Below are 20,831 nucleotides of genomic sequence, written 5' to 3'. Positions count from 1 at the left end.
CCTGATTGATGCGCAGCTTCCGGCCGGCACTGGCGCGGCTGCTTTTTGACCACGGTCACGTCGCCGAGCATGTATGCGATATCGGGCCCGGCGACAGGTCAGACAGGGACCTCTGGCGCTATGCCATCGAACACGACGCAGTGCTGGTAACCAAGGACGAGGATTTCGCCGCGATGCGCTTCTCGACAGCAGTTCGCCCGTCGTGTGGGTGCGGGTGGGCAACACACGGCGCCGGGTATTGCTCGAATGGTTCGAGCCACTGATCGGCCGCGTCATCGAGTTGGTCGCTGCAGGCAACCGTCTCATCGAGCTACGCTGAATTGCACTGCGACGTTCAACCCACCCCAGTCCGAATGCATGGGCGATGGTCGCGTTGGCATCTCCAGCCGAAGGTGACAAACCGGAATTTGCAGCAATCGAATATACAGGGTTACCAGTAATGTGCCGCATGCCCGCTCATCCCAGCCGTTCAACCGACGGCCACAGCGAACGAATACGCCATAGTCGAATACGACGGGTTTGTGTTGCCAGTAACTCGCCGTTTTGTCTTTGTCTGCCAATGGTTTTCGTTGTTTCTCGTCTTGGCGTGGACAGCTGGGCATCACAGCTCAAGCACGAAGCGCAGGGCTTGGTCAATGGACTGCATCTGTTCTGGGCTAACCATCCCCTGGCGAGATGACAGTCGTTCGACGGAGACCGCTCGCAGTTGGTCGCAGCGAGCGTAGGAGATGTGGTCCAACCCGCTGTCCCCTGGTTCCAGTTCGACATGGCTTCGCAGCCCATAACTGGCTGTGGTGATCGGGACCACGACCACCAGCCCGCCCGGTCCGTTGTTGAGAATGTCGACCGACACCACGAGCGCGGGGCGCGTGCTGCTCAAAACCCGTGTCGCTCATGGTTACTGTGCTCGCCATCCGGCCGCTGGCGCATGCCCGTATGCCAACATCTGTGAAACCTGCGACAACTACATCACCGCACCCGAATTCCGGGGTGCCCTCACCGACCAACTCGCCGACATCCAGGCCCTCAAAGCCGACGCCGAAACCCGTGGCTGGACCGACGAAGCCGCCCGCCACGACCGCGTCGCGCACGCCCTCACCGACCACCTCCAACGCCTCAACCGCTAACACCAACCAGCTCTGCGGTTGAAGCGCCCCCGAGGGCCGGATAAAGGAGCGCCTCAATAAAGAGCTCCGCCGCCGAACCGACGTCGTGGGCATCTTCCCTGACCGCACCGCCATCATCCGCCTCGTCGGCGCCGTGCTTGCTGAGCAACACGACGAGTGGATCGAAGGCCGCCGCTACCTCGGTCTCGACGTTCTCACCCGAGCCCGCGCCGTACTGACCAGCACCGACGAAACCACCACACACCAGCCCACCACAACACCAGCCCTGACCGCCTAAACTGCCAGCCGAAGGGTCACGCGATCGAGCGAACTCTTACACCACGCCTCCGGACTTGGCCGCCGTCCGGACGTTCGATGGCAGCATCAAAGACAATCGGCCCGGGATCGCGATACTTCACCATGGCTTCAGGATGACAACGCATGCGTCAGTATTCAATCGACGCACGCGGTCGCCCGCTCCCGCATGACCCAATGGACACGCGCCACGCTATTAAAACCCTGCCCACGCTCTATAGAGCTCTCCCTCAGAGTGCTCTTAGGCCACTCAGGGTCCTTCGTATCAGTTCACGTCGTTCGTCGATTGCCATCGAGTCAGCGGGGGGTGCGTGCACCCGCAAATAACCCTGTGTCACCAGATCACCGACCAGGAACCGCGTCGCACCGAGCGGCAAGGACAGACGAGCGGCGATCTCTGCGACCGAGGGGCTGTGCACACAACACGTCAGGATCTGGCCGCGCACATCATTTCTCCGCCAGCGCGGCGGCTTCGCTGTGGTGTCGAGCGCTTCGACCGGAGCGTCGAGTGGCAGTTCGACGCCGGAGTCGGTACGGCCTCCCGTCAGTGTGTATGGCCGGACCAGGCTCGGCTCGTCGGTGGTTTCCGGATCTGCAAACCACTCGTCGGTCGGTTCGCCCGTGGCCTCGTGGACATGTGCCGAACGATGCGGCTTGTGGTTCTGCAAGAACCGCAGGGCCTGGTCGGCATGCACCGATGCGCGCAGTTCGCTGGACACGACTTTGAGGATGGTGCGGTCGGTGTCGATGACGAATGTGGCCCGTCTGACCGGGAGCAGCCGAGCCAGCATGCCGCGGCGTCGGCTGTGTCGGCGACGCCGGGCCGCCTCACGCGCCACGAAGGATCTCCGCAGCCCGGCTAGTCTGCCCCGGCGCACCCCGAACAGCTCGGACACCACGCCGTCGGCGTCAGAGAGCAGCGGATAGTCGAACGCGCGCTGTTGGGCGAAGTGGGCCTGCTTGTCGACGGTGTCGGTGCTGATGCCCACCCGCTGGGCGCCCACCGCGGCGAATTCGCTGCTCAGGTCCCGGAAATGACAGGCCTGGGCAGTACAGATCGGTGAGGACGCGAGGGGGAAGAAGAACAGGACAACCGGCCCTTCGGAAAGGAACGCAGACAGTTTCCGAGGTCGACCGGTGTGGTCATACAGCGTGAAGTCAGGCGCCTTCTCGCCCGCGATCATCGGCAAAGACTAACGCCGGGAAGCTCTGCGCGACGCCCGACTCGGATAATTCGGTCATCGCCGAGCAGTTACCAGGTGGGAACCGTGATCGGCTCCGCCACGCCGAGGATGCCGGGAACGATCCGCGGGTCGTTGTTCATTGCGTCGCGCTTCTCAGCAATCCCACGGGCCTGCCGACCGGCGACTCGGTCGCAGTCTCCTCGGCGGCGACGAAGGGGTGGCGAAGCCGGACGCCTGTCTCGCCTAGCGAGCGATTAGCTGCACGGATATTGCCCGTTGAGCCGACAATTCGACGGTGGCGAGTAGGAACCGCTCAGCACGCCTCTGAAACCACCTGTGGCTGAACCACCCGGTGCAACGACACGATTCCAATTCGCGGGGGTAACGACAAAGTGCGTGCCATATTGGGTAACGGTGCTATTCCATGCGTGCGAGACGGATTGTCCCGCCGGCATGTCGAATTCAAGCTTCCAATCGCTTAGCGGCACCATGCTCGCGTTGGTGATGCTGAAGCGGGCGATGAAACCGGTCTGCCACGTATGTTCCACCGACAACCTCGCCGTGGCTGCAGCCGCATGAGCCACAGGCGTGACGGCGAGTCCCAGGATGGCAACCATCAATGCCGACGCCGTTACGTGAAGCGCTGTGCGGCAGCGCTTCACATAGTTCTTCAGTCCGGCCATAGCAGGCAACCCTAAAACCAGCCGGGCGATATCGGCCTTCGCATCGCGGTACACTGCAGTACCTTTGCCGAACTGAGGCCGAGATGAAATCTCGGCCTCGCTGATCCTCGGGCTGGTACGCGGGACAAAGTGTTTCGAGCCAAGCGTGAATTCGTTCGGCGACAACAGCGTACCCCAAGTACAGCGGATCGCCGGTCAAGTCCTCGACGTGGCCAGCCAAATCGTCGCGACGCAACCGACGCTCGATGACGACATCGTCGAAGCGCTCCATCATCGTCGCCTTGTCGAGCATCGGCAGCCGACCCAATTCGACTGGGCCATAGACACTTCCGATGCGTTCGCGGTAATAAGGTGAGTGCGTCACCGCGAACCGTACCAGCTCGTCGAGCCGTTTCTGTTGAAAGTTAAGCAGCCGCTCCCGCGGCCACCGCTCTTGATCACTGAGACGGCGGGAAAGCTTTGTGGCTGACCAGAAGTTCGCGATGCGCTTGTGCTTGTGCTTGTGCTTAACGTTCGTGATGTCCCTCGCTCCGCGCCAGGTCGTCCAGAAGCAGGCGATTCATTCGCACCCCGAATTCCGGGTCGACGAGATCCGGCAGAGCCAGCCGCTCGAGCTGCAAACCCGGTTGCATTGCGTACGTCGCGACCGCGAGCTTTCGCGACTCATCGGGCAACTCGTACCCGTGTTCGCATGCGTGAGCTTCGATCGCCCGCATGAAAGGCCTTTGCGCACGCAGGTGGACCTCGCCGAAGCGGGCGCGCAGCGCCGGCCTACGGACAGCGCGCGCCCAGAACTCAAAGAACACGGCGAGCCAGCCATCGTCTCGCCCGCGCCGCCGCAACACGCGGTCGATAACCGCATCCATTCCTTCAGATGCGCCGCCCGCAGCGGCGAGTTGAGCCTCGGCCTCGGCGATGCCGCGCGTCGCCCGCCGCTCGTACACGGCGAAGAACAGCGTTGGCCGCACATTCGCCCTGGTGTAGATCGGATCGCCGGTGAAGCCGGCTACACCAAAGGCGGCCTTGGCGGCAGAGTCGGCGCCAGGATGAGTGTGTGGCATAGTTATGGCATGCGTCGCATACGATTGAGCACCACCGTTGATGCCAAGTTGTTGACCGCTGCGCGCGGTCTGCGGTCGGGAAGCACGGATGCCGCCCTCATCGATGAGGCTCTCGACGCCCTGCTAGCTCGTCATCGATCGGCTGAAGTAGATGCGAGTTATGCCGCTTATGACGAGCACCCGGCTGATGAGCCCGACGAGTGGGGCGACCTGGCGTCGTGGCGGCGAGCTGCTGGCGCGTCGTGACCGCATTGCCAGCACGCGGAGAGGTGTGGTGGTGCGAGATGGCGGAGATCGGCCGACGCCCGGTTGTGGTGTTGTCGCGCGACGCGGCGATCCCTCGGCTTCGGCGCACACTCGTCGCTCCGTGCACCACGACCATCCGGGGGGTGGCAAGCGAGGTCGTCCTTGAGCCTGGCCTCGACCCGATTCCCCGGCGTTCGGCGGTGAACCTGGATTCGGTCGAAAGTGTCTCGGTCGCAGTCTTGGTCAGTCGGCTTGGCCGGCTTGCCGATACCCGGATGCGCGCGATTTGTGCGGCGCTTGAGGTCGCAGTTGATTGTTCAGGTTGATACCGGCGCAAGGCGACAAGTTCGCCTGGTCACCCCCGAACACGCGACCACCGCAAACATCACCGCGACCGCGGTCAGCGCCCTGCAAACCACCCCGCCATTGTCGACGACCGAGCTGCTTACCACCAGGAGGATTCACTACTTTGAGCGCCCGTCAGCGTGTCCACGTGGTAGCGGCTGGCGGTCCATGGCGGTGCATCGGCAGTAGGTGCCAGTGTGACAGTGACGCGCTCCTTGCCTACTGTGAGAAAGCCAGGTACCAGGTACGTGTCATCGAGCCAACGGTGTATGCCGTTGCTGCGCGGCTGTAACCATGTACCGGCGGGAATGCCGTCTATGGCTACGTCGGCTGACTGAAATCCCGCTGCTTGGTCCGACGTGCGGCGCAGCAGGATGCCGTGGTTGTCCGGGGCGAGTGCGACGTCGAAGGTGGTCGCAGTTCGGGTGGCGTGGACTACCCCGACGACTGGGCGGGTGTCTTCACTGCCCTCGTATTGGCTGACCAGTAGTTGGTCACTGGCGTCAGCATCGTTGTAGCCGTGCAGGATTCGGCTGACGGGATCGGTGGGGTTGACGTCGTCGCTCGGTGTGGCGGCGTCGTCGGGTTGTGCGTAGAGGAAAGCCGTTGAGCTGTAGTCGGGTTGGACCATGTTGCGTTTGCCGTGCTCGATGCCGAATCGGATCGCCGAGTGGTAGTCGATAGCCTCCGGGAGCATGAGCCGATAGGCAGCCACGCAGTAGTCTGCGCATCCGCCGGTGGCCGTACGTTGATCCGGCTGTCCGGTGAGCGGATCGCTGAAGTGCTTGCCGTTCTTGAAATACCAGCCGCCCTCGTAGAAGTCCTCGGTGCCGGTGCCGTACCACTGGGGCGATTCGGCACCGTCGGTGTATACGCGTTCGGCTCCTTCCAGAAAGTAGGGAGCGTCATCGCTGAACGACGTCCTGATCCGACTACCGCGGATGGTGTGGCTGACGCCAACAAACTTGCCGTGGCCGTGTTCGTCGGCGAACAACCAGTCCTGACCTGCTGTCGTTGGTCCGGCGTGCGAGCGCGCGGTGAAGTAGCCGGCGCGACCACTCGCCAATGCGGGTCCCCACTGGGGGTCGGGTGTGATCACGACATCGCTGTCGATACCCGCTACGGGATCGCCCGTCGTATTGACGATGGCGACTTGCGCTGAGCGGGCGAACGGCATCGGCCACCACGCCGACAACGACAGCGGCCCCCCGGGCTGCGGGATCGTGGCGAACAGCAGCGATCGCACGTCGTTGGCGCCCAGGCCCGCACCGAAGAATTCGCCAAGGGGCGAGTCGACTCTGGTTTCGCCGTCGAACTCGATCTGCAGCCGCAACCCGGACAGGAGCTGATCCGTAGGCAACCATAGGTGCAGCGCCGAAACACTCGCTGGCCCAGTCGATTCCGCGATCGTCACGCCATGTCCGGCGGGGAGATCGACGACGCGACTGGTATGCACCGCCGTGGGTGCGGCGGGCTTGGGGTCGGCGGTGCCTGCGGCGCGGAGCATGGCAACTACGTCGAGCGCGGTATCGGAGCGCGAGAAAGTGGTCACGCCGTCGGCTGTCGAGAAGTGTCGATAATCGACGTGGTAGTACTCCAAATTGGACGCGACGCTGATCCGCATCGACTCCCGATACGGCATCGGCACCTTGACGTAAACTCCGCCCGGCGATTGTGCAGCGTTGGCTACCAGAGGCCACACGAACGGCGCACCCAGCGCTCCATCGACCAACGATTGCAATGGTGCGTCGATCGCCGTCTGCCCATCCAGCTCGATGCGGATCGTTCCCAGCGCGGTCACATTGCCGCCATCGCGGGTGAACCAGATCGAATCAATCTCTCCCGCACCGTGATCCTCCGCGATGACACAGCCGGCACCCCCGAAAGCCAGACATCCCCCGCTGCCGTTCTTGTTGCCGGTGGAGATGTCGAAATCGCCGCCGCTGCGATCAAAGCTCGACACCTGCAGGCTTTGCGTGTCGGGGCTGAGGTACGGCAACCGATCCAAGCGCCGATAGGTGTCCCAGCCCACCAGCCGGGCGCCGGAACTTGCGACCACCGGCTCGGCCGACGCTACGCCGACGGCACCGACACCGGCCACCCCGGACAGCAGTACCACCGCTGCAGACAACGCCCGAGCGGCCAACCGCATAGGGACAAACGTTACTTTTCGGCACGGTGGGCGGATACTGCATCCGGGCGTAGGCAGATCCCCCACTTTTGACCGAGAGGCAATCGGTGACCTATTCACACCGGCGGCGTGCTGTGACCGGCATCGGCACCTGGGCGCCACGGTGACCGCGGATCGCTGTTTTGCCAGCGTGATGCTCGACGAGGAACTGTGGCGCTCGCTGGCGGCGATCGGTGCAGACCACCAGGTGGCCTGGGTGCATGGCTGTGCCCTCGAGCACGGTCACGGCGGTGAGCACCGGGCCTTGGCGTACCGCGGCGGCGGGCAGGACTACTGGGTGCAATGGGACGAGAAGAGGAAGCCGCGCCTCGACACTGCCGTCGACGCCACACCGCCTGCGCCGCAACCGGCGCCACCGCCGACGCTAACGTCCGCGGCGTCCGCTTCTGCGCAGCCGGATTCGCCAACGTCGGTGTCCCAGACCGATGCGCTGTGGGCCATCGCCGCGGCCCTGGAGCGCCTCGCCGACGTGATCGCCGCCGCCTTCGATCTGAGCGACAAGCCGGGACGACACAGCGGCCGTGGCCACAGCCTGGATCCTGACTGACGCGGGCGCGTTGGCAGTATCTGGCAGTTCACCGCGTGGATCTGGCACCAGCCGCTGAGCTTTCCTATTGGGGTTGGTGCTAGGTCCAAGGAGGAACGCCGAAATGCCACAACTCGAACTCGAGCAGGCGACCATCGAATATCAGGAGTTGGGCCCGCAGGATTCGCCCCATGCTCCGGTCCTTTTTGTCCACGGCATCCTGGTCGACGGACGACTGTGGCGCGAGGTCGCCGAAGGGCTGTCGCGCCGCGGTTTTCGGTGCATCGTGCCGACGTGGCCGCTGGGCTCGCACACCATCCCGGTCACCGAACCCACCGCACTGTCGCTGGCCGGTGTCGCCGAGATGATCAACGACGTGATTGTCGCGCTCGGCCTTTCCGATGTCACGCTGGTCGGCAGCAATACCGGAGGCGGCATCTGCCAATTGGTCGTCGACGCCTACCCGGACCGGGTCGGCCGCCTGGTGCTGACCAACTGCGATGCCTTCGACAAGTGTCCGCCGTTCCCCATCGACATCGTGTTCGGGTTGCTTCGCGGCCCCATTTCGATCAAGGTGCTTTTCGGGCAGATGCAATTGCGGGTGCTGCGTCATTCGTCACTTGGCTTCGGTCTGCTGGCCAACCGGCCTGATCCGGACCTCACCTCCGCCTGGCTGCAGCCCTGCCCCAGGGATTCACGTATCTGCCGCGACCTGGCGACGCTGCTGCGCCAGGTGGGCACCACCGATCTCACCGACGTGGCCACCCGGCTCCCCCAGTTCACCAAGCCCGTCACGCTGGTGTGGGGCCAGCGGGACCGCTGCTTCACCCCGCAGCTGGGCCGACGCCTGGCCGGGTTGTTCAGCGATGCGAAGCTGATCGAGGTACCAGACGCGAAAACCTTTGTTGCCCTTGATGAGCCGCAGGTGGTGATCGACGCGGTAGCGGCGATCGGATAGTTCAGCAGCGCGACACGGCGGGCTGGGCAAAGAGATTGCCCCACTCACGGCGTGCCGCCGACTGGGCATCGGCGAACGTGCGGGATGACTTACCGCCGTTGCCCGCCAGATGCACCAGCGCCCAGGCCATCGCGAACACCGGCATCCTGTGACGCTGTGCTGCGCTGAGCAACTCGTGCAACGCCGTCTCCGAATTGCACCGACGAACGCCGATCAGAATGCCTTGCGCCGTATCGAGAATGCGCCCATTTTGCGGGCCGGAAGAGATCTGGGAGTGGCCCCAGTCCGCCGTCATGCCGTGCTACCTCCCTTGCAACCCCTCCATGTATTTGCCACCCACATGGCGACAAGGAATTCCGTTGGGGTGCACAACTTGCGCACTGTGCCATGATTTGTGCATCAGCCGTAATGCACCAGATCACCGCAGGCATCGATATGGACCTGTGATCATCTCGATGCTTTAGCGAACTGGCTCAATGATGTTACGGAAGCGCGTCCGATGTCCTTCGGTCAGCCGTGGGGCGCCTCGGAGATCTTGCTGTCGGGCTTGCCGAGCGTCTGGCAGTACGTCATCGCCGACAGACGCGTTGCCGTTATCTCCACCCCGTTGGGATCGGTTCCACTTTTGTCCTTGAGCATCTTGGTGATCTCGTCGTTCTGCTTTTTCTCGTCCTGCGTGGTGAAGTCCTTGCATTTTGTGTCGCCACCGGTGTTGACGATCTGCGACGCAGAGCATCCGCTGAACAGGAGCGCGGCGATCCCGATCGCAGCGGCTGCAACTGGCTTCATCGTGGGCCTCCTGAATCGACGTGGTAACTACTTATACACCCGTGCGCGTGATTCCAAACGCACAGCGCCTGTTCAGGAGCGAACTTGCTTGGCCGACAATGTTTTCAGAACTACATTTGCGCCCAGACGATCTTCGTTTGCAGGTAGGTCTCGATGCCCGCCTTGCCGGATTCGTAGCCCCAGCCCGATTGCTTGTATCCGCCAAAGGGCATCGAGTGATCGAATTGCATCTGGCAGTTGAGCCCGACGGTTCCGGCCTTCAGGCGCTTGGCCACCCGGTGGGCCCGGCCGAGGTCGCGGGTCCACGCCGTGGCAGCGAGCCCGTAGGTGCTGTTGTTGGCCAGGGCCACCGCTTCGTCGTCGTCGTCGAACGGCAGGATTGTGACCACGGGCCCGAAGATCTCTTCCTGGAAGAGCCGGCTGCTGTCGGGGTCCACGTTGGTGACCACGGTCGGGTGCACGAAGTATCCCTTTCGGTCCAGCCGGTACCCGCCGGTGACCAGCTCGACTCCGTCGGCCTTGCCCTGATCGAGGTAGCCCAACACGCGGTTGAGCTGCTTTTGACTGATCAGCGGGCCGATCATGGCGCCCTGTTCCTTGGGCCCGCCCAGCTGCATGCTGTTGGCCATGTTGGCGATGCCCTCGACCACCCGGTCGTAGACGCTGCGCTGGGCGAAGATGCGTGATCCGCACACGCAGGCCTGCCCGGAGTGGATGAAGGTGCCGAACGACGCCATCGGGATGGCCATGTCCAGGTCGGCGTCCTCGAAGATCAGCACCGGCGACTTGCCGCCGAGCTCCAGCGTGATCTTGTTGAGGTTGCTGCTGGCGGAGGCATGCACGATTTCGCGGCCGACTTCGGTCGAGCCGGTGAAGGCGACCTTTTCGACGTCGGGGTGTGCGGTGATCGCCGCACCCGCGGTGTGCCCGTAGCCCAGCAGCAGGTTGACGACACCCTCGGGCACGCCGGCCTCGGCCAGGATACGGTCCAGGACCAGCGCCGACAGCGGGGTCTCCTCGGCGGGCTTGACCACGCTGCTGCAGCCCGCCGCCAGCGAGGGCGCCAGCTTGGCGCAGAAGTTGAACACCGGGCCGTTCCACGGGAAGATCAGCCCCACTATCCCGTAGGGCTCGCGCAGCGTGTAGACGTGCTGGTGCGATTCGATCCCGGTCAGCCCGCCGGTGTTCACGTCGCGGGCGATGCCGTCGATTTTCGTGCACCAGCCCGCGTAGTAACGGAACCACTCGGATCCGACTTTGGTGATGATCTGCGCCTGCGCCGGTGGGATGCCGGCATTGACAGATTCGAGTTCGGCGAGGATGTCCGCGTTTTCGTCGATCAGATCGGCGATCCGCCACAGCACCCGGGCCCGCTCGTAGTCGGCCATGCCCGACCACACTCCCGATTCGGCGGTCTCCTTCGCCCGCGCCACCGCTTGGTCGACGGCTTCGGGGCCGCAATCGGTGAACTCGGTGAGCTGCCCTTCGGTGGCGGGATCGATGATCGGAATCACCTCGCCGGTGCCCGGTCGTTTACGAATCTCGTCGAGCACATCCTGGACCGTCATAGATCTCCCCTTCTCGCGTCATTGCGATGTCTTGGCTTGGGGGCGTCCGTTCCATCGGGGATCGCCAGGCGTAGGTTATGCGCTTAACCAGCGAATGTCCAGGCTACGTGGAGGCCCGCACGATCAGGTGCGCGACCTCGGTGGGCTGCGGTGCCGGCGGCGCCGGATAGCCCAATTCGCTGAGCACAGCCGCGATCGCGGCGTCGGCCACCGCAACGGGGTTGAACTCCACCGTGGTCAGCGGTGGCGAGCTGATTTCGCCCATGGGATTGGCGTCCACACCGATCACGGCGAGGTCGGCCGGGCAGCGCAGTCCCGCCTCGCGGATACCGTGGAGGATCAGACATGCGATCTCGTCGCTTTGCGCGCACACCGCGGTGACGCCGGCACGCACCCAGCGCGCCACCACGTCGGCTGCGTTGTCGACGGTGACGTCGTCGACGCTGATCGGCGGAAGACCGTGCGCGTGCGCGGCACGGGCAACGCCTTCGAGCCAATAGTCGCCCAGCGCACGCCATTTGGCGACCGCGGTGTAGGCAAACGCGATGTTGCGGTGGCCACGGGAGACCAGGTGCTCGACGCGCAGCGCGCCGACCGAAAGATGCGGATCGCCAAGGGCGGGCAGCGTCCCGATCTCGATCAGGGGCACATTGGCGGCGTCCACCGCGCCCCGCGCATCTTCGCTCAGCGGGAACAGGCTGGTGACGGCGACCGGGTCGAGACTCTCGACCGCGTCGATGACGTGCTGGTCGTTTTCGGTCTCGAAAATCTGCACCTGCAGCAAACCGCGGCGGGCCAGGTCGGTGGTCATTCGGCTGCCGGCCTGCATCGGCATCTCGCCCACCGCCACGCGCGGCACCACATACAAGACCACCCCGCTCTTGCCGCTGGCGAGATTGCGTGCGGCGACATGGGGCCGGTAGCCGAGCTGCTCAGCCGCCCGGTAGACCGCCTCGCGGGTGCGCGGGGAGATACGCCGGCCTTCTGAGTTGTTCAGGACATAGCTGACCGTCGCGGTCGACACGCTCGCCAAACGGGCCACGTCGGCATGCGTGGGCCGCGTGGCTTTGGCTACTTTCGGTGCCTCACCGTTCGGATCGGCCATGCCTCATCGTGACACGACGACATGCCATCCGGCACAAACGCGGGTTATGTTGCGCCCGATGAAATTCGTATTGGCCGGCTATGGGAGTCGCGGCGACGTCGAGCCCTGCCTGGCCGTCGGCCGGGAGCTACTGCGGCGCGGTCACGACGTCCAGATGGCGGCACCGCCCGACATGCTCGGCTTCGTCAAATCGGTGGGGCTTGCCGCGGTCGCCTACGGGCAGGACACCCAGGAGCAGTCGAACACGGCCACGGATTTCGTTCGCCGCATGCGGAATCCGATCATTGCGTTGGCCGAGGTCGCCGAGCGTGTTACCCAGGCATGGTTGGAAAAGAGCACGGCGTTGACGTCGCTGGCCGACGGGGCGGACCTGCTTGTGGCGGGCATGAACGAGCAGGCCCTCGCGACCAATGTCGCTGAGTACCACGGCATTCCGCTGGCCGCTCTGCACTTCTTCCCTGCCCGGATTTGGTCGTCGGACTCGATGTACGCACCGATCGTGAAGGCAGCCGATGAGGCCCAACGCCGTGCCTTGGGTCTGCCGGAGACAACCGTGCGGCAAACCACGGTATCGCTGGAAATCCAGGCCTACGACGAGCTGTGTTTGCCCGGGCCGGCGGCCGAATGGCTGAAATGCGATGGCCGGCGGCCCTTCGTCGGCGCGCTGACGCTGGGGTTGCCGACGGATGAGGACGACGAGGTCTTGTTTTGGGTTGCGGCAGGAACGCCACCGATCTACTTCGGCTTCGGCAGCACGCCGATCGTGTCCCTCGCGGATCTGGTCGACATGATCGGCGCGGCCTGCATGCAGTTAGGCGAACGCGCGTTGGTATGCGCGGGCGCCAACGAGTTCGGCAGCATTTCGCATCCCGAACACGTGAAGATTGTCCGCTCGGTGAATCACGCCGCCGTGCTTCCTACCTGCCGCGCGGTCGTCCATCACGGGGGCGCCGGTACCACCGCCGCCGGCATGCGGGCCGGAATCCCCACATTGATCCTCTGGCACTGGTTGGATCAGCCTGTCTGGGCAGCCGGTGTCGAGCAGCTGAAAGTTGGCTCCGGACGCCAGTTTTCGGCTACCACTCGGGAATCGCTGGTGGCGGACCTCCACACCGTCCTCAGTCCGCAGTACGCCGGCCGGGCCGCCGATGTGGCCGCCCAGATGAGCACGCCCGCCCAAAGCGTCACCCGCGCCGCCGACCTCTTGGAAGATGCTGCCCGCCAGCGTTAAACGGGCCACACTTCGCGTCGCCAAGCGGCGTCGAAGAACATCCACTCGTAGCGCGCCGCCGTGGCGAAATGCTCCCGTGCACGAGCTTCTTCGGTGGCGCTCAGCGTCGTTCCCACCTCGTCGGCCAGCGTCAGCACCTCGGCGACCAGCGTTTGGTACTCGTCGTCCGCATAGGTGTCAATCCAGCGTTGATAGCGCGAGTCCGGCGAGCCCCGCGTGACCAGTTCCGCCCCTACCTCGGCGTAGATCCAGTAACACGGCAACACCGCCGCCACCCCCTCGGCGAAGCTGCCGCAGCACCCCGTGGCCAGTAGATAGCTGGTGTAAGCGCGGGTCGTCGGCGCAACCGGCACGGTATCGGGCTTTTCGATGCCGAGTTCGGGCAGCAGCGATTCGTGCAGGGCCAGTTCGACATCGACGGTGGCGGCGGCGTGCCGCGCGAACATCCCGACGTCCGCCATCGTCGGCGCCTTGCTCCCGACGATCGTCAGCGTCCGCGCGAAATCCTTCAGGTAGTACGCGTCCTGGACCACGTAGTGAGCGAAAGCCGCCGGGTCGAGCCGACCGCCGGTGAGGCCGGCCAGGAATGGATGCTCGAGTATCGCGGCATACGTGTCGGACGCCTCGGCCCACAATCGTCCGGTCCAGCCATCTCGCCTCACTCCTGCGATGATTCCAGGTGTGCAAAGCACCGATGTCGGGGTGATCGGCGCCGGAATAGTCGGCCTGGCCACCGCCGTCGCGCTGAAGGAACGCGGCGCATCGGCGACCGTCTACGAGCGCGGCGTGCCGGGACAGGGTCAGTCGGGTGGCCAGTCACGCATCTTCCGGCATGCCCACGACGATCCCCGCCTGGTTGCCCTCGCCAAGTCCAGCCGGCTGATTTGGGATGAGTGGGCAGACCGGTTCGGGGTCGAATTGGTCTCTGAGGACGGTGTGGTGGCGATGGGGCCGACCGCCGAGCGCCGCCTCGAGGTCTTGCAGGAGGTGGGTGGGCTCGCGGTTCGCCGCATCGATGCCGGCGAGCTGCGCGAGCGGCTGCCTATTCTCGGCGACTTCGACGGCGACGCGGTCCTCGATGAGCGCGGCGGCTCGATTCGCACGACGGCGGCCATTTCTGCGCTCGCCGCCGCGCTTCCCGGCGAACTGGTCGCCGACGAAGTGCTGCTGGTGCGTCCCACGCCGGTCGGCGCCGTCGAGGTCCGCGCCGGCGGTGTTACCGCCGAACACGACAGCGTGGTGGTGTGCGCCGGCCGCGGCACCGCTTCACTCGCGCGCGGGGTTGGTCTTGCGCTGCCGGTCCGCACCGGCGCCCACGTGCGCCTCACCTATGACGTCCGTGGTGAGCCGCCGCCCATGCTGGCATGCCTGCAGGACGGCAGCGGCACGTTCGGTGAAACCGGCATCTATGCGGTGGCGGAGCCGGGCAACGGCCGCTACGCCGTCGGGCTCAGCGACTACGTCGACGCCCCCGACGGTGGCCTGCTGGATCCCGCGGCCCTGGCGCAGCTTGCCGAGCGGGCAACCGCTTACGTCGAACGTGGGCTGCCCGGCCTTGTTCCCGAACCAGTCGACGTCCGCCACTGCTGGGTCACCGAATTGCCCTGGGGCTCAGATGGTGTGGCCGTCTGGGCGGTCGACGGGATGTATTTCGTTGCCGGACACAATCTTTACAAGCACGCACCAGCACTTGGCCGCGCGCTGGCGGCCGCGGCCACCGGTGATGGACTGCTCGACGAGCTGCGGCCCGACGCACAACTGGGTAACGCTACGGCGCGCCCAATGCACCGCTGAGGTATTCGGCGCGGCAGGCCCGGCGGGCCAGCTTGCCGCTGGTGGTACGCGGGATTGCGCCGGCGGGCAGCAAGCGCAGGTCGGCGACGGTCAGCCCGTGCCGGTGTGTCACCGCTTTCCGGATCGCCTCGATCGCCGGCTGCGGATCGCCGCGGCCGGTGCCCGCAGCGCGTTCGGCAACGATCACTAGGCGGGTGGCGCTGTCGTCGTCGTTCGCCGGCACTGTGAAGGCGGCGACGTAACCTTTCCGCACCGTCGGCGATGCCTCGGCAGCGGTGGCCTCGATGTCCTGCGGATAGTGGTTGCGGCCGTCGATTGTCACCAGATCGGCGATCCGTCCGGTGACATAGAGGTCACCGTCGAGATACGTGCCCAGGTCCCCGGTCCGCAGCCAGGTGCCGTCGCTGCGTGAGCCGTCGGCGTGGCTGCCTTCGGAAAGCCGGGCCCGCACCTTGGCACCGAAGGCTAGCCGGGTTTCGTTGGGCCGTCCCCAGTAACCGCGGCCGATGTTGTTGCCCTGCAACCAGATTTCGCCGACTTCACCGTCGGGCAGTTCCTCGCCGGTGTCGGGGTTGACGATCACGGCCCACTGGCTGCGGGCGATCCGGCCGCAGGACACTTGCGCCACCGCATTGGGGGCGTCCGCGGCGACGCGCACGGCATGACCGGCGCCCAGTTGCTCGCGGTCGAGATACACCACCGACGCTTGCGCAGCCGGATCGATGGTCGAGACGAACAGGGTTGCCTCCGCCATCCCGTATGAGGGCTTGAAGGCGGTGCACGGCAGCCTGTACGGCGCGAACGCCTCGTTGAACGCAGTGATCGCATCGATGCTGACCGGTTCGGAACCGATGATCAGCACCACATTGCTCAGATCGACGTTCTCGCCCTCCGCCGGTAGGCCACGCTGTGCAGTCCACTCGTACGCGAAGTTCGGCGCGGCGGTGACCACTCGGCTGTGCCGCGACTCGGCAGACATCGCATGGATCCAGCGCTGTGGCCGACGCAGAAACGCGGTTGGCGACATCAAGGTGGAGTGTCCGCCGTACACCGCAGGAAAGCCGATCATCGACAGACCCATGTCGTGGTAGAGCGGTAGCCAACTGACGCCGTGAGTGTTTCGGTCCAGCAGGTCGATCGACAGGATCATCTGTATCAGGTTTGTGCCGACCGCCCGGTGCGTGACCTCGACGCCGACTGGAGGCCGCGTCGACCCGGAGGTGTACTGCAGATGCGAAATGTCGTCGATGTCGATGGGGGCCGGGACGAACGCATCGGCCGCCGCGTCGGGTATCTGGTCGATGACGAGGGTTTGCGGTCGCTGGTTGCGCGGCAACGTGTCCAGATACGCACCGACGGCATCGGTCGCCGCAACCGTGGTCAGGACAACCGCGGGTCGGGCATCGCGAAGCGCGATGTCGAGGCGTTCGGCATGGCCCGGCAGCTCCGGCGCAAACAACGGTACGGCGATGGTTCCCGCCTTGACCGCCGCGTAGAACCCGGCCACGTAGTCGAGCCCCTGCGGCGCGAGGACTGCGACCCGATCCCCCCGTGCGGCAATCTGTTGCAGGCGCGCACCGATGGCCCGTAGTCGGATACCGAATTGAATCCAGGTCAGCTCGACGGCCTGCCCATCACTGGAACGGTTGTAGTCCAGATAGCGATACGCGATCGAGTCACCGACATTCGCGATGTTGCGGTCAATCAGAGAAATCAGGTTGACATCCGCAGGCAGCGAGACGCCGCCCTCGGCGTCCAGGCAGTCCTCGATCTGTAGCAAGCCCTGACCGGTCACGGATTGCTGCGGGGCGCCTCGATCCATACCCGCAGTTTAGGCGCCGGGACGGCGTGCCCCGGCGAATCTGTGTGCGGCATCACGAGATCTATTGATATGCAGTGGTTTTGAAAACCGCAGCAGTGTTGCGCATCACTCCTGTGCGGGTTGCCCGTCTCGCGCGCCCAGTACCCGAAGTAGTCGATGTAGTCGGCGAGCGGCGCTCGGGGCCGGTGCAGCCGCGGTCCGGCGGTCATTGACCGTTTATCTCGCCGGAGATTCCGCGCTCGATACTCGCCTGCGTCGCGGCCGGCAATACGATGAGGCCGTCGAGTTCTTTGCGGGCAACGTCGTATGCGCTCTGGCGCTCCTGTGGTGTCGCGCCGGCGTCGGACGCCACCCGCAGCAGGTGTTCGGCGCGCGCGATGCGCTGCTGATCGTCTCGGGAGAAGTTGTTGCGGCGCAGGCGTTTTGCCTCCGCTTCGGCAATATTGAATGCGGTGACATAGTCTTCGACAGCCGCCAGGTAGCGGCCGGCCGCGTCGCTGTCGTCGAGCAAATCTTCGGCTTTGGCCGGTCGCAGCAGGTCAGCCCGGAGCTTGGCCTTGTGGAAGTCGATCGTCAGCGGGTGGCGCATGTCGGTCATCAGTGGGAATTCCAGCAGCTTGGCGACGTCCAGTTCGTACTCCAGCCAGCGCGTGTCCGTTCGGTCGTGCTCCGCTATGACCCGGGTCAGCGACCGCCACCGCGCCGCCGGGTTGGCGGTGCCGGGCGAGGACACGGTCCGGTCGGCCTGGTCTCGCGCGCGAGTAAAAGCCTTGATCACCGCAATGACCGCCCCGGCCAGCGGCAGCGCCAGAATGAGGAACTCGGCCAACCGGAACAGCAAACCCACATGGCCAGGATGCCACCGACCTCACAACGGCGACTCGTGCATCACCAGCGTGATGAAGACGTAGGCCATGCACATGAGCAGGTTCAGGGAAGCCAGAACCAGACCGGCGACGATGAGCCAATGTATGACGTCGCGGCGCCTGCGCCTCAACTTCGCGTGACGCTGCTGGCGCATGATCTCCGTCGCGGTCAGCGCGAAGTTGACGTCGACCAATTCGTCGGAGAGGAAGGGCGCACCGGCTGCGATCTCTTGGAGGCGCGACGCTGGAATTCCGACGCCCACCCCGGCAAAGCGCCGGCTCATCCGTCGTGCCCGCCTGCGACTGAGTGACGCGTGTCCCCCGTCCCACAGGTTAGACGAGGCCGGCATAGCGATCACTTTAATGCGACAGGGCCGTCGCGGAAGACCCGTTTACGGCCGCGTCGGCTCGTCAGGCCCGCCGTTCGCGGACCTTGTACGTCGCGGGCCACGACTTCTTGGAGTCATCACCCACCAACGGCGTCCCCAATCCCCCGACTTTGATGTCGTAGGGCTCCTTGCCGGCGCCGACTTCACGCTTGACGTGTTCTTGAGCCAGGTAATAGAGCTCGTCGATCGTCGCTTCGTCGTAGGCAACGAACGTCGTCTTGCGCGCAACGTTGTCCGAGGCGCTCGTCATCGTGGTGAACAGGATGTTCGACGCGAGGGCCGCCAGCGCGAAGAGCGTGACCGGGATGACCCAGTAGCAGGTGAAGGACAAGGGCCTGCTCGAGTCGATAACGGTGGCGTCGGCCGCGGCGAGGGATGGGATCAGTGACGACACCGTCATTGCTGCGAAGACGGCGACCCACATCCAGGTAAGCAACGTGGTGACCCGCCCGACCGCCTCGTTCCTGACCGCGTCGGCGGACCGGTCTGTTCCCACAGCCTCGGCGACGAACGGCTTGCCGATCAGCACTCCGGCCAGTGCCAGCGCGAACAGCGCTGCGTAGCTCAGCGGCTGCAGCCACCGCTCGTGGAAAGCCTGGCTCATCGTGAACGTGAGAGCCGCCAGCACCACAAACGTTCCGACGGCCCCGATTTCGAGCGTGCCTCGCGGCGCTCTTCGGGCCCGCCCCAGCGTCCAGGCGGCGATAGCGACCGCCAATGCGACCAACACCGAGACGGCGAACGGGACGTTACCGACAAGGACCCAATAGACGATCCACGGCGCGAGGCCGACCAGAATTCCCACGATCGGTCAGTGTATGACCGGTCGGATTGCTGCGTGTGGGTGAGCGGCGTCGCGTCCGCGCTCGGCTATCGTTGGTTAGTTTCGAACTCTCACTTCAGAGGGGCGACTGTCGATGCGATACAACCCTCCCCCCAACTGGCCCAAGCCGCCCGAGGGTTGGGTGCCGCCACCTGACTGGTCGCCTGATCCGTCCTGGCCGCCGCCGCCGAAAGGCTGGAAGCTCTGGGTCGACGATCCCGTCGACTCGCAGAAGACCAAGTCCCGGTTGGAACGACTTCAACGCAGCGACGACGTGGAGTACTTCGGCAATGACCGGGCGTGGTCCGACGATTCCGAGGCGGTAGCGCCCGTCGACCAGCTGAGCGCTGAGCCATTGCCGGCAGGGCCTACCGAAGTCGCACCCGAGGACTTGTCTGTGCACCATCTCGGGCGTCGCGCCGCCATCCGGTGGGACGACGAGCGCAGATACGACCTCGGGACGATCGTCGCCGTGTCGGCCGATTCGGGGGCGATCACCGTCAAACTCGCCGGGCTCGAAATGCCGGTTTCGTTCGCGCGTGAGGGACCGCGCGGCGGCGCCAATCCTCGCCTCTACGTGTGGATTTGACCTCCGGTCAGCCCGGTTCGCCGACCTTGACGAGCATCTTGCCGATGTTGGCCCCGGTGAAGAGCCCGTTGAGGGCGTCGACGCAGGACTCGATGCCCTCGTAGACGGTCTCGCGGTGCTTGAGCAGGCCTTGTTGCTCCCACTGGCGTAACGCGGTGAAGGCCTCGTCGAAGCGGCCCCACTCGTCGAGTGCGTTAAACCCTTGCATCAGGGCGGTTTTGGACAGCAGGTTGACATAGTTCGCCGGGCCCGGATGCTCACCGGTCAGGTAGCTGGAGATGACGCCGCACAGCACGACCCGCGCCTTGTGCGCCAGCCGGCCCAGCACCGCGTCAAGGATCGGCCCGCCGACATTGTCGAAGTACACGTTGACGCCCCGGGGGCAGTGCTGCTTGAGCGCGGCGGCCAGGTCGCCCGCCCGGTAGTCGATGCATGCGTCGAACCCGAAGTCCTCCACCACCGCCCGGCACTTCTCGGGCCCGCCGGCAATCCCCACGACCCGCGCGCCGGCGATCTTGGCGATCTGCCCGGCCACCGAGCCGGTGGCGCCGCCGGCGGCCGAGACGACCACCGTCTCTCCCGCCTGGGGCCGGCCGATACCGGTCATGCCGAAGTAGGCGGTGGCCCCGGTCGGGCCGTAGACCGACATCACCGCGAGTTGGTCCACCCCCGGCCCCGGGACAGGTGTGGTGAACACGTCGTCGCGCACGATCACGTATTCCTGAAAGCCCGTCAGGGTGGTCACTACGTCGCCGACGGCGTAGACATCGCAGCGGGTCTTGACCACCTCGCCGATCCCGGCCGCGCGGATGACCTCGCCCAGCTGGACCGGGGGCAGATAACTCGGCTGGTCGTTGAGCCACGTTCGGACTGCGGCGTCAATTCCCACATAGGTGGTGCGGACCAGCGCCTCGCCGTCGGCGGGTTCGGGCGCCGGCGACACGACCAGCTCGGTGTCCCCGGGCTGTACCAGACCAGTCGGGCGGCGACGGAGCAGGATCTGGCGGTTAGTGAGGCCGGGCACGCTGCGAACCTACCCAAGGCGAAGCGAGCGCCGGAGAAAGCCAGGATTTTCTTAGTGTTGCCGTGTTGATATCAGGGTACTGATCGAGCGGTGAACCGGAAACAAGGTCAAGCCGCCGACATTGCGGCGCTTCGGTGTGGCCAGAACCGGGACACAAACTAGTTATGAGCGAATTGATAAGCCTTATCCGCTTGTGTGCCAATGGTTTTGCGCACC

22 protein-coding genes and 5 pseudogenes are annotated in these 20,831 nt (G+C 65.1%); 11 read left to right on the top strand and 16 right to left on the bottom strand.

The window, feature by feature from the left end:
• The first annotated feature begins 8 nt into the window (after positions 1-8).
• A complete protein-coding gene (locus AWB95_RS24075) occupies positions 9-263 on the top strand; it encodes a DUF5615 family PIN-like protein (RefSeq protein ID WP_198157777.1) in 255 nt (84 codons plus the stop codon).
• A 338-nt stretch (positions 264-601) separates the two neighbouring features.
• Here AWB95_RS24075 and AWB95_RS03080 read toward each other — a convergent pair whose 3' ends face one another.
• Positions 602-814, bottom strand: a complete 213-nt coding sequence (locus AWB95_RS03080; RefSeq protein WP_238600867.1) for a type II toxin-antitoxin system PemK/MazF family toxin — start codon at positions 812-814, stop codon at positions 602-604.
• Between the two features lie 58 nt (positions 815-872).
• On the opposite strand from AWB95_RS03080, the pseudogene AWB95_RS03075 reads away from it, so the two are divergent.
• Positions 873-1,127 (top strand): annotated as a pseudogene (locus AWB95_RS03075) (tyrosine-type recombinase/integrase); the annotation flags it as partial.
• 43 nt (positions 1,128-1,170) lie between these two features.
• Positions 1,171-1,404, top strand: a pseudogene (locus tag AWB95_RS03070) (transposase); the annotation flags it as partial.
• Between the two features lie 247 nt (positions 1,405-1,651).
• On the opposite strand, the pseudogene AWB95_RS24070 reads toward AWB95_RS03070, so the two are convergent.
• The 3 genes and pseudogenes from AWB95_RS24070 to AWB95_RS03060 all read right to left on the bottom strand — a co-directional run.
• Positions 1,652-1,984, bottom strand: a pseudogene (locus AWB95_RS24070) (DUF742 domain-containing protein); the annotation flags it as partial.
• A 90-nt stretch (positions 1,985-2,074) separates the two neighbouring features.
• Positions 2,075-2,605 (bottom strand): annotated as a pseudogene (locus AWB95_RS24065) (peroxiredoxin); the annotation flags it as partial.
• Between the two features lie 254 nt (positions 2,606-2,859).
• A complete protein-coding gene (locus tag AWB95_RS03060; RefSeq protein ID WP_084707067.1) occupies positions 2,860-3,288 on the bottom strand; it encodes a cellulose-binding domain-containing protein in 429 nt (142 codons plus the stop codon).
• Between the two features lie 145 nt (positions 3,289-3,433).
• Between AWB95_RS03060 and AWB95_RS03055 the strand changes: the two genes are divergently transcribed.
• Positions 3,434-3,643 (top strand): hypothetical protein, encoded by a 210-nt coding sequence (locus AWB95_RS03055; protein ID WP_062539657.1) that lies wholly within the window; start codon positions 3,434-3,436, stop codon positions 3,641-3,643.
• A gap of 151 nt (positions 3,644-3,794) precedes the next feature.
• Here the strand turns inward: AWB95_RS03055 and AWB95_RS24060 are convergent, their stop codons facing one another.
• A complete protein-coding gene (locus tag AWB95_RS24060; protein ID WP_373280767.1) occupies positions 3,795-4,154 on the bottom strand; it encodes a TetR family transcriptional regulator C-terminal domain-containing protein in 360 nt (119 codons plus the stop codon).
• Between the two features lie 177 nt (positions 4,155-4,331).
• Here AWB95_RS24060 and AWB95_RS03045 point away from each other — a divergent pair.
• Together AWB95_RS03045 and AWB95_RS03040 are read left to right on the top strand one after the other, a co-directional pair.
• Positions 4,332-4,595, top strand: a pseudogene (locus AWB95_RS03045) (type II toxin-antitoxin system antitoxin MazE5); the annotation flags it as partial.
• Complete coding sequence (locus tag AWB95_RS03040) at positions 4,592-4,921, top strand: type II toxin-antitoxin system PemK/MazF family toxin (RefSeq protein WP_062539670.1); 330 nt, start codon at positions 4,592-4,594, stop codon at positions 4,919-4,921. The pseudogene AWB95_RS03045 and the gene AWB95_RS03040, both read left to right, overlap by 4 nt.
• Positions 4,922-5,040: 119 nt before the next feature.
• Here the strand turns inward: AWB95_RS03040 and AWB95_RS03035 are convergent, their stop codons facing one another.
• Positions 5,041-7,092, bottom strand: a complete 2,052-nt coding sequence (locus AWB95_RS03035; RefSeq protein WP_084707066.1) for a glycoside hydrolase family 172 protein — start codon at positions 7,090-7,092, stop codon at positions 5,041-5,043.
• A 142-nt stretch (positions 7,093-7,234) separates the two neighbouring features.
• Here AWB95_RS03035 and AWB95_RS03030 point away from each other — a divergent pair, with 142 nt between their 5' ends.
• Both AWB95_RS03030 and AWB95_RS03025 read left to right on the top strand, forming a co-directional pair.
• On the top strand, positions 7,235-7,678 hold the full coding sequence (locus AWB95_RS03030) for a hypothetical protein (protein WP_062539655.1): 444 nt from the start codon (positions 7,235-7,237) through the stop codon (positions 7,676-7,678).
• Between the two features lie 103 nt (positions 7,679-7,781).
• On the top strand, positions 7,782-8,615 hold the full coding sequence (locus tag AWB95_RS03025; protein ID WP_062539654.1) for an alpha/beta fold hydrolase: 834 nt from the start codon (positions 7,782-7,784) through the stop codon (positions 8,613-8,615).
• Between the two features lies 1 nt (position 8,616).
• Here the strand turns inward: AWB95_RS03025 and AWB95_RS03020 are convergent, their stop codons facing one another.
• From AWB95_RS03020 to AWB95_RS03005, 4 genes are all read right to left on the bottom strand, one after another.
• Complete coding sequence (locus AWB95_RS03020) at positions 8,617-8,910, bottom strand: ANTAR domain-containing protein (protein ID WP_062539653.1); 294 nt, start codon at positions 8,908-8,910, stop codon at positions 8,617-8,619.
• A 215-nt stretch (positions 8,911-9,125) separates the two neighbouring features.
• Complete coding sequence (locus AWB95_RS03015) at positions 9,126-9,404, bottom strand: hypothetical protein (RefSeq protein ID WP_062539652.1); 279 nt, start codon at positions 9,402-9,404, stop codon at positions 9,126-9,128.
• A gap of 110 nt (positions 9,405-9,514) precedes the next feature.
• Positions 9,515-10,972, bottom strand: a complete 1,458-nt coding sequence (locus AWB95_RS03010; protein ID WP_062539651.1) for an aldehyde dehydrogenase family protein — start codon at positions 10,970-10,972, stop codon at positions 9,515-9,517.
• A gap of 103 nt (positions 10,973-11,075) precedes the next feature.
• Positions 11,076-12,077 (bottom strand): LacI family DNA-binding transcriptional regulator, encoded by a 1,002-nt coding sequence (locus tag AWB95_RS03005; RefSeq protein ID WP_062539650.1) that lies wholly within the window; start codon positions 12,075-12,077, stop codon positions 11,076-11,078.
• Between the two features lie 58 nt (positions 12,078-12,135).
• Here AWB95_RS03005 and AWB95_RS03000 point away from each other — a divergent pair, with 58 nt between their 5' ends.
• The gene (locus AWB95_RS03000) at positions 12,136-13,308 is read left to right on the top strand and encodes a glycosyltransferase (protein WP_085167631.1); all 1,173 of its coding nucleotides are present in this window, start codon (positions 12,136-12,138) and stop codon (positions 13,306-13,308) included.
• Here the strand turns inward: AWB95_RS03000 and tenA are convergent.
• Positions 13,305-13,970: a thiaminase II gene (tenA, locus tag AWB95_RS02995; protein ID WP_062539649.1), complete on the bottom strand. Its 666-nt coding sequence runs from the start codon at positions 13,968-13,970 to the stop codon at positions 13,305-13,307. The two genes, AWB95_RS03000 and tenA, sit on opposite strands and share 4 nt — an antisense overlap.
• Before the next feature lie 19 nt (positions 13,971-13,989).
• Between tenA and AWB95_RS02990 the strand changes: the two genes are divergently transcribed.
• Positions 13,990-15,102: an NAD(P)/FAD-dependent oxidoreductase gene (locus tag AWB95_RS02990; protein WP_084707065.1), complete on the top strand. Its 1,113-nt coding sequence runs from the start codon at positions 13,990-13,992 to the stop codon at positions 15,100-15,102.
• Here the strand turns inward: AWB95_RS02990 and AWB95_RS02985 are convergent.
• The 4 genes from AWB95_RS02985 to AWB95_RS02970 form a co-directional block, all read right to left on the bottom strand.
• Entirely contained in the window at positions 15,077-16,924 is a 1,848-nt protein-coding gene (locus tag AWB95_RS02985) for a fatty acyl-AMP ligase (RefSeq protein ID WP_062539648.1), read from the bottom strand. The two genes, AWB95_RS02990 and AWB95_RS02985, sit on opposite strands and share 26 nt — an antisense overlap.
• A gap of 205 nt (positions 16,925-17,129) precedes the next feature.
• Positions 17,130-17,771 (bottom strand): hypothetical protein, encoded by a 642-nt coding sequence (locus AWB95_RS02980; protein ID WP_062539647.1) that lies wholly within the window; start codon positions 17,769-17,771, stop codon positions 17,130-17,132.
• 21 nt (positions 17,772-17,792) lie between these two features.
• Complete coding sequence (locus AWB95_RS02975; protein WP_099539460.1) at positions 17,793-18,074, bottom strand: hypothetical protein; 282 nt, start codon at positions 18,072-18,074, stop codon at positions 17,793-17,795.
• 127 nt (positions 18,075-18,201) lie between these two features.
• Entirely contained in the window at positions 18,202-18,984 is a 783-nt protein-coding gene (locus AWB95_RS02970) for a hypothetical protein (RefSeq protein WP_062539645.1), read from the bottom strand.
• A gap of 112 nt (positions 18,985-19,096) precedes the next feature.
• Here AWB95_RS02970 and AWB95_RS23565 point away from each other — a divergent pair, with 112 nt between their 5' ends.
• Entirely contained in the window at positions 19,097-19,591 is a 495-nt protein-coding gene (locus tag AWB95_RS23565; protein ID WP_062539644.1) for a hypothetical protein, read from the top strand.
• 7 nt (positions 19,592-19,598) lie between these two features.
• On the opposite strand, the gene AWB95_RS02960 is transcribed toward AWB95_RS23565, so the two are convergent.
• A complete protein-coding gene (locus tag AWB95_RS02960; RefSeq protein WP_062539643.1) occupies positions 19,599-20,615 on the bottom strand; it encodes an NADP-dependent oxidoreductase in 1,017 nt (338 codons plus the stop codon).
• Positions 20,616-20,831: the final 216 nt, after the last annotated feature.

Origin of the sequence: Mycobacterium celatum (assembly GCF_002101595.1) — a bacterium.
Classification (GTDB): Bacteria; Actinomycetota; Actinomycetes; order Mycobacteriales; family Mycobacteriaceae; genus Mycobacterium; species Mycobacterium celatum.
The sequence above is the reverse complement of the archived record's forward strand: the minus strand, read 5'-3'. Positions and strand labels throughout refer to the sequence as shown.

Bases quoted from the DNA above. Each gene is read 5' to 3' on its own strand.
- AWB95_RS24075 (WP_198157777.1), top strand. From the start codon at position 9: ATGCGCAGCTTCCGGCCGGCACTGGCGCGGCTGCTTTTTGACCACGGT.
- AWB95_RS03060 (WP_084707067.1), bottom strand. From the start codon at position 3,288: ATGGCCGGACTGAAGAACTATGTGAAGCGCTGCCGCACAGCGCTTCAC.
- AWB95_RS24060 (WP_373280767.1), bottom strand. From the start codon at position 4,154: ATGGATGCGGTTATCGACCGCGTGTTGCGGCGGCGCGGGCGAGACGAT.
- AWB95_RS03035 (WP_084707066.1), bottom strand. From the start codon at position 7,092: ATGCGGTTGGCCGCTCGGGCGTTGTCTGCAGCGGTGGTACTGCTGTCC.
- AWB95_RS03025 (WP_062539654.1), top strand. From the start codon at position 7,782: ATGCCACAACTCGAACTCGAGCAGGCGACCATCGAATATCAGGAGTTG.
- AWB95_RS03020 (WP_062539653.1), bottom strand. From the start codon at position 8,910: ATGACGGCGGACTGGGGCCACTCCCAGATCTCTTCCGGCCCGCAAAAT.
- AWB95_RS03015 (WP_062539652.1), bottom strand. From the start codon at position 9,404: ATGAAGCCAGTTGCAGCCGCTGCGATCGGGATCGCCGCGCTCCTGTTC.
- AWB95_RS03010 (WP_062539651.1), bottom strand. From the start codon at position 10,972: ATGACGGTCCAGGATGTGCTCGACGAGATTCGTAAACGACCGGGCACC.
- AWB95_RS03005 (WP_062539650.1), bottom strand. From the start codon at position 12,077: ATGGCCGATCCGAACGGTGAGGCACCGAAAGTAGCCAAAGCCACGCGG.
- AWB95_RS03000 (WP_085167631.1), top strand. From the start codon at position 12,136: ATGAAATTCGTATTGGCCGGCTATGGGAGTCGCGGCGACGTCGAGCCC.
- AWB95_RS02985 (WP_062539648.1), bottom strand. From the start codon at position 16,924: ATGGATCGAGGCGCCCCGCAGCAATCCGTGACCGGTCAGGGCTTGCTA.
- AWB95_RS02975 (WP_099539460.1), bottom strand. From the start codon at position 18,074: ATGAGCCGGCGCTTTGCCGGGGTGGGCGTCGGAATTCCAGCGTCGCGC.
- AWB95_RS23565 (WP_062539644.1), top strand. From the start codon at position 19,097: ATGCGATACAACCCTCCCCCCAACTGGCCCAAGCCGCCCGAGGGTTGG.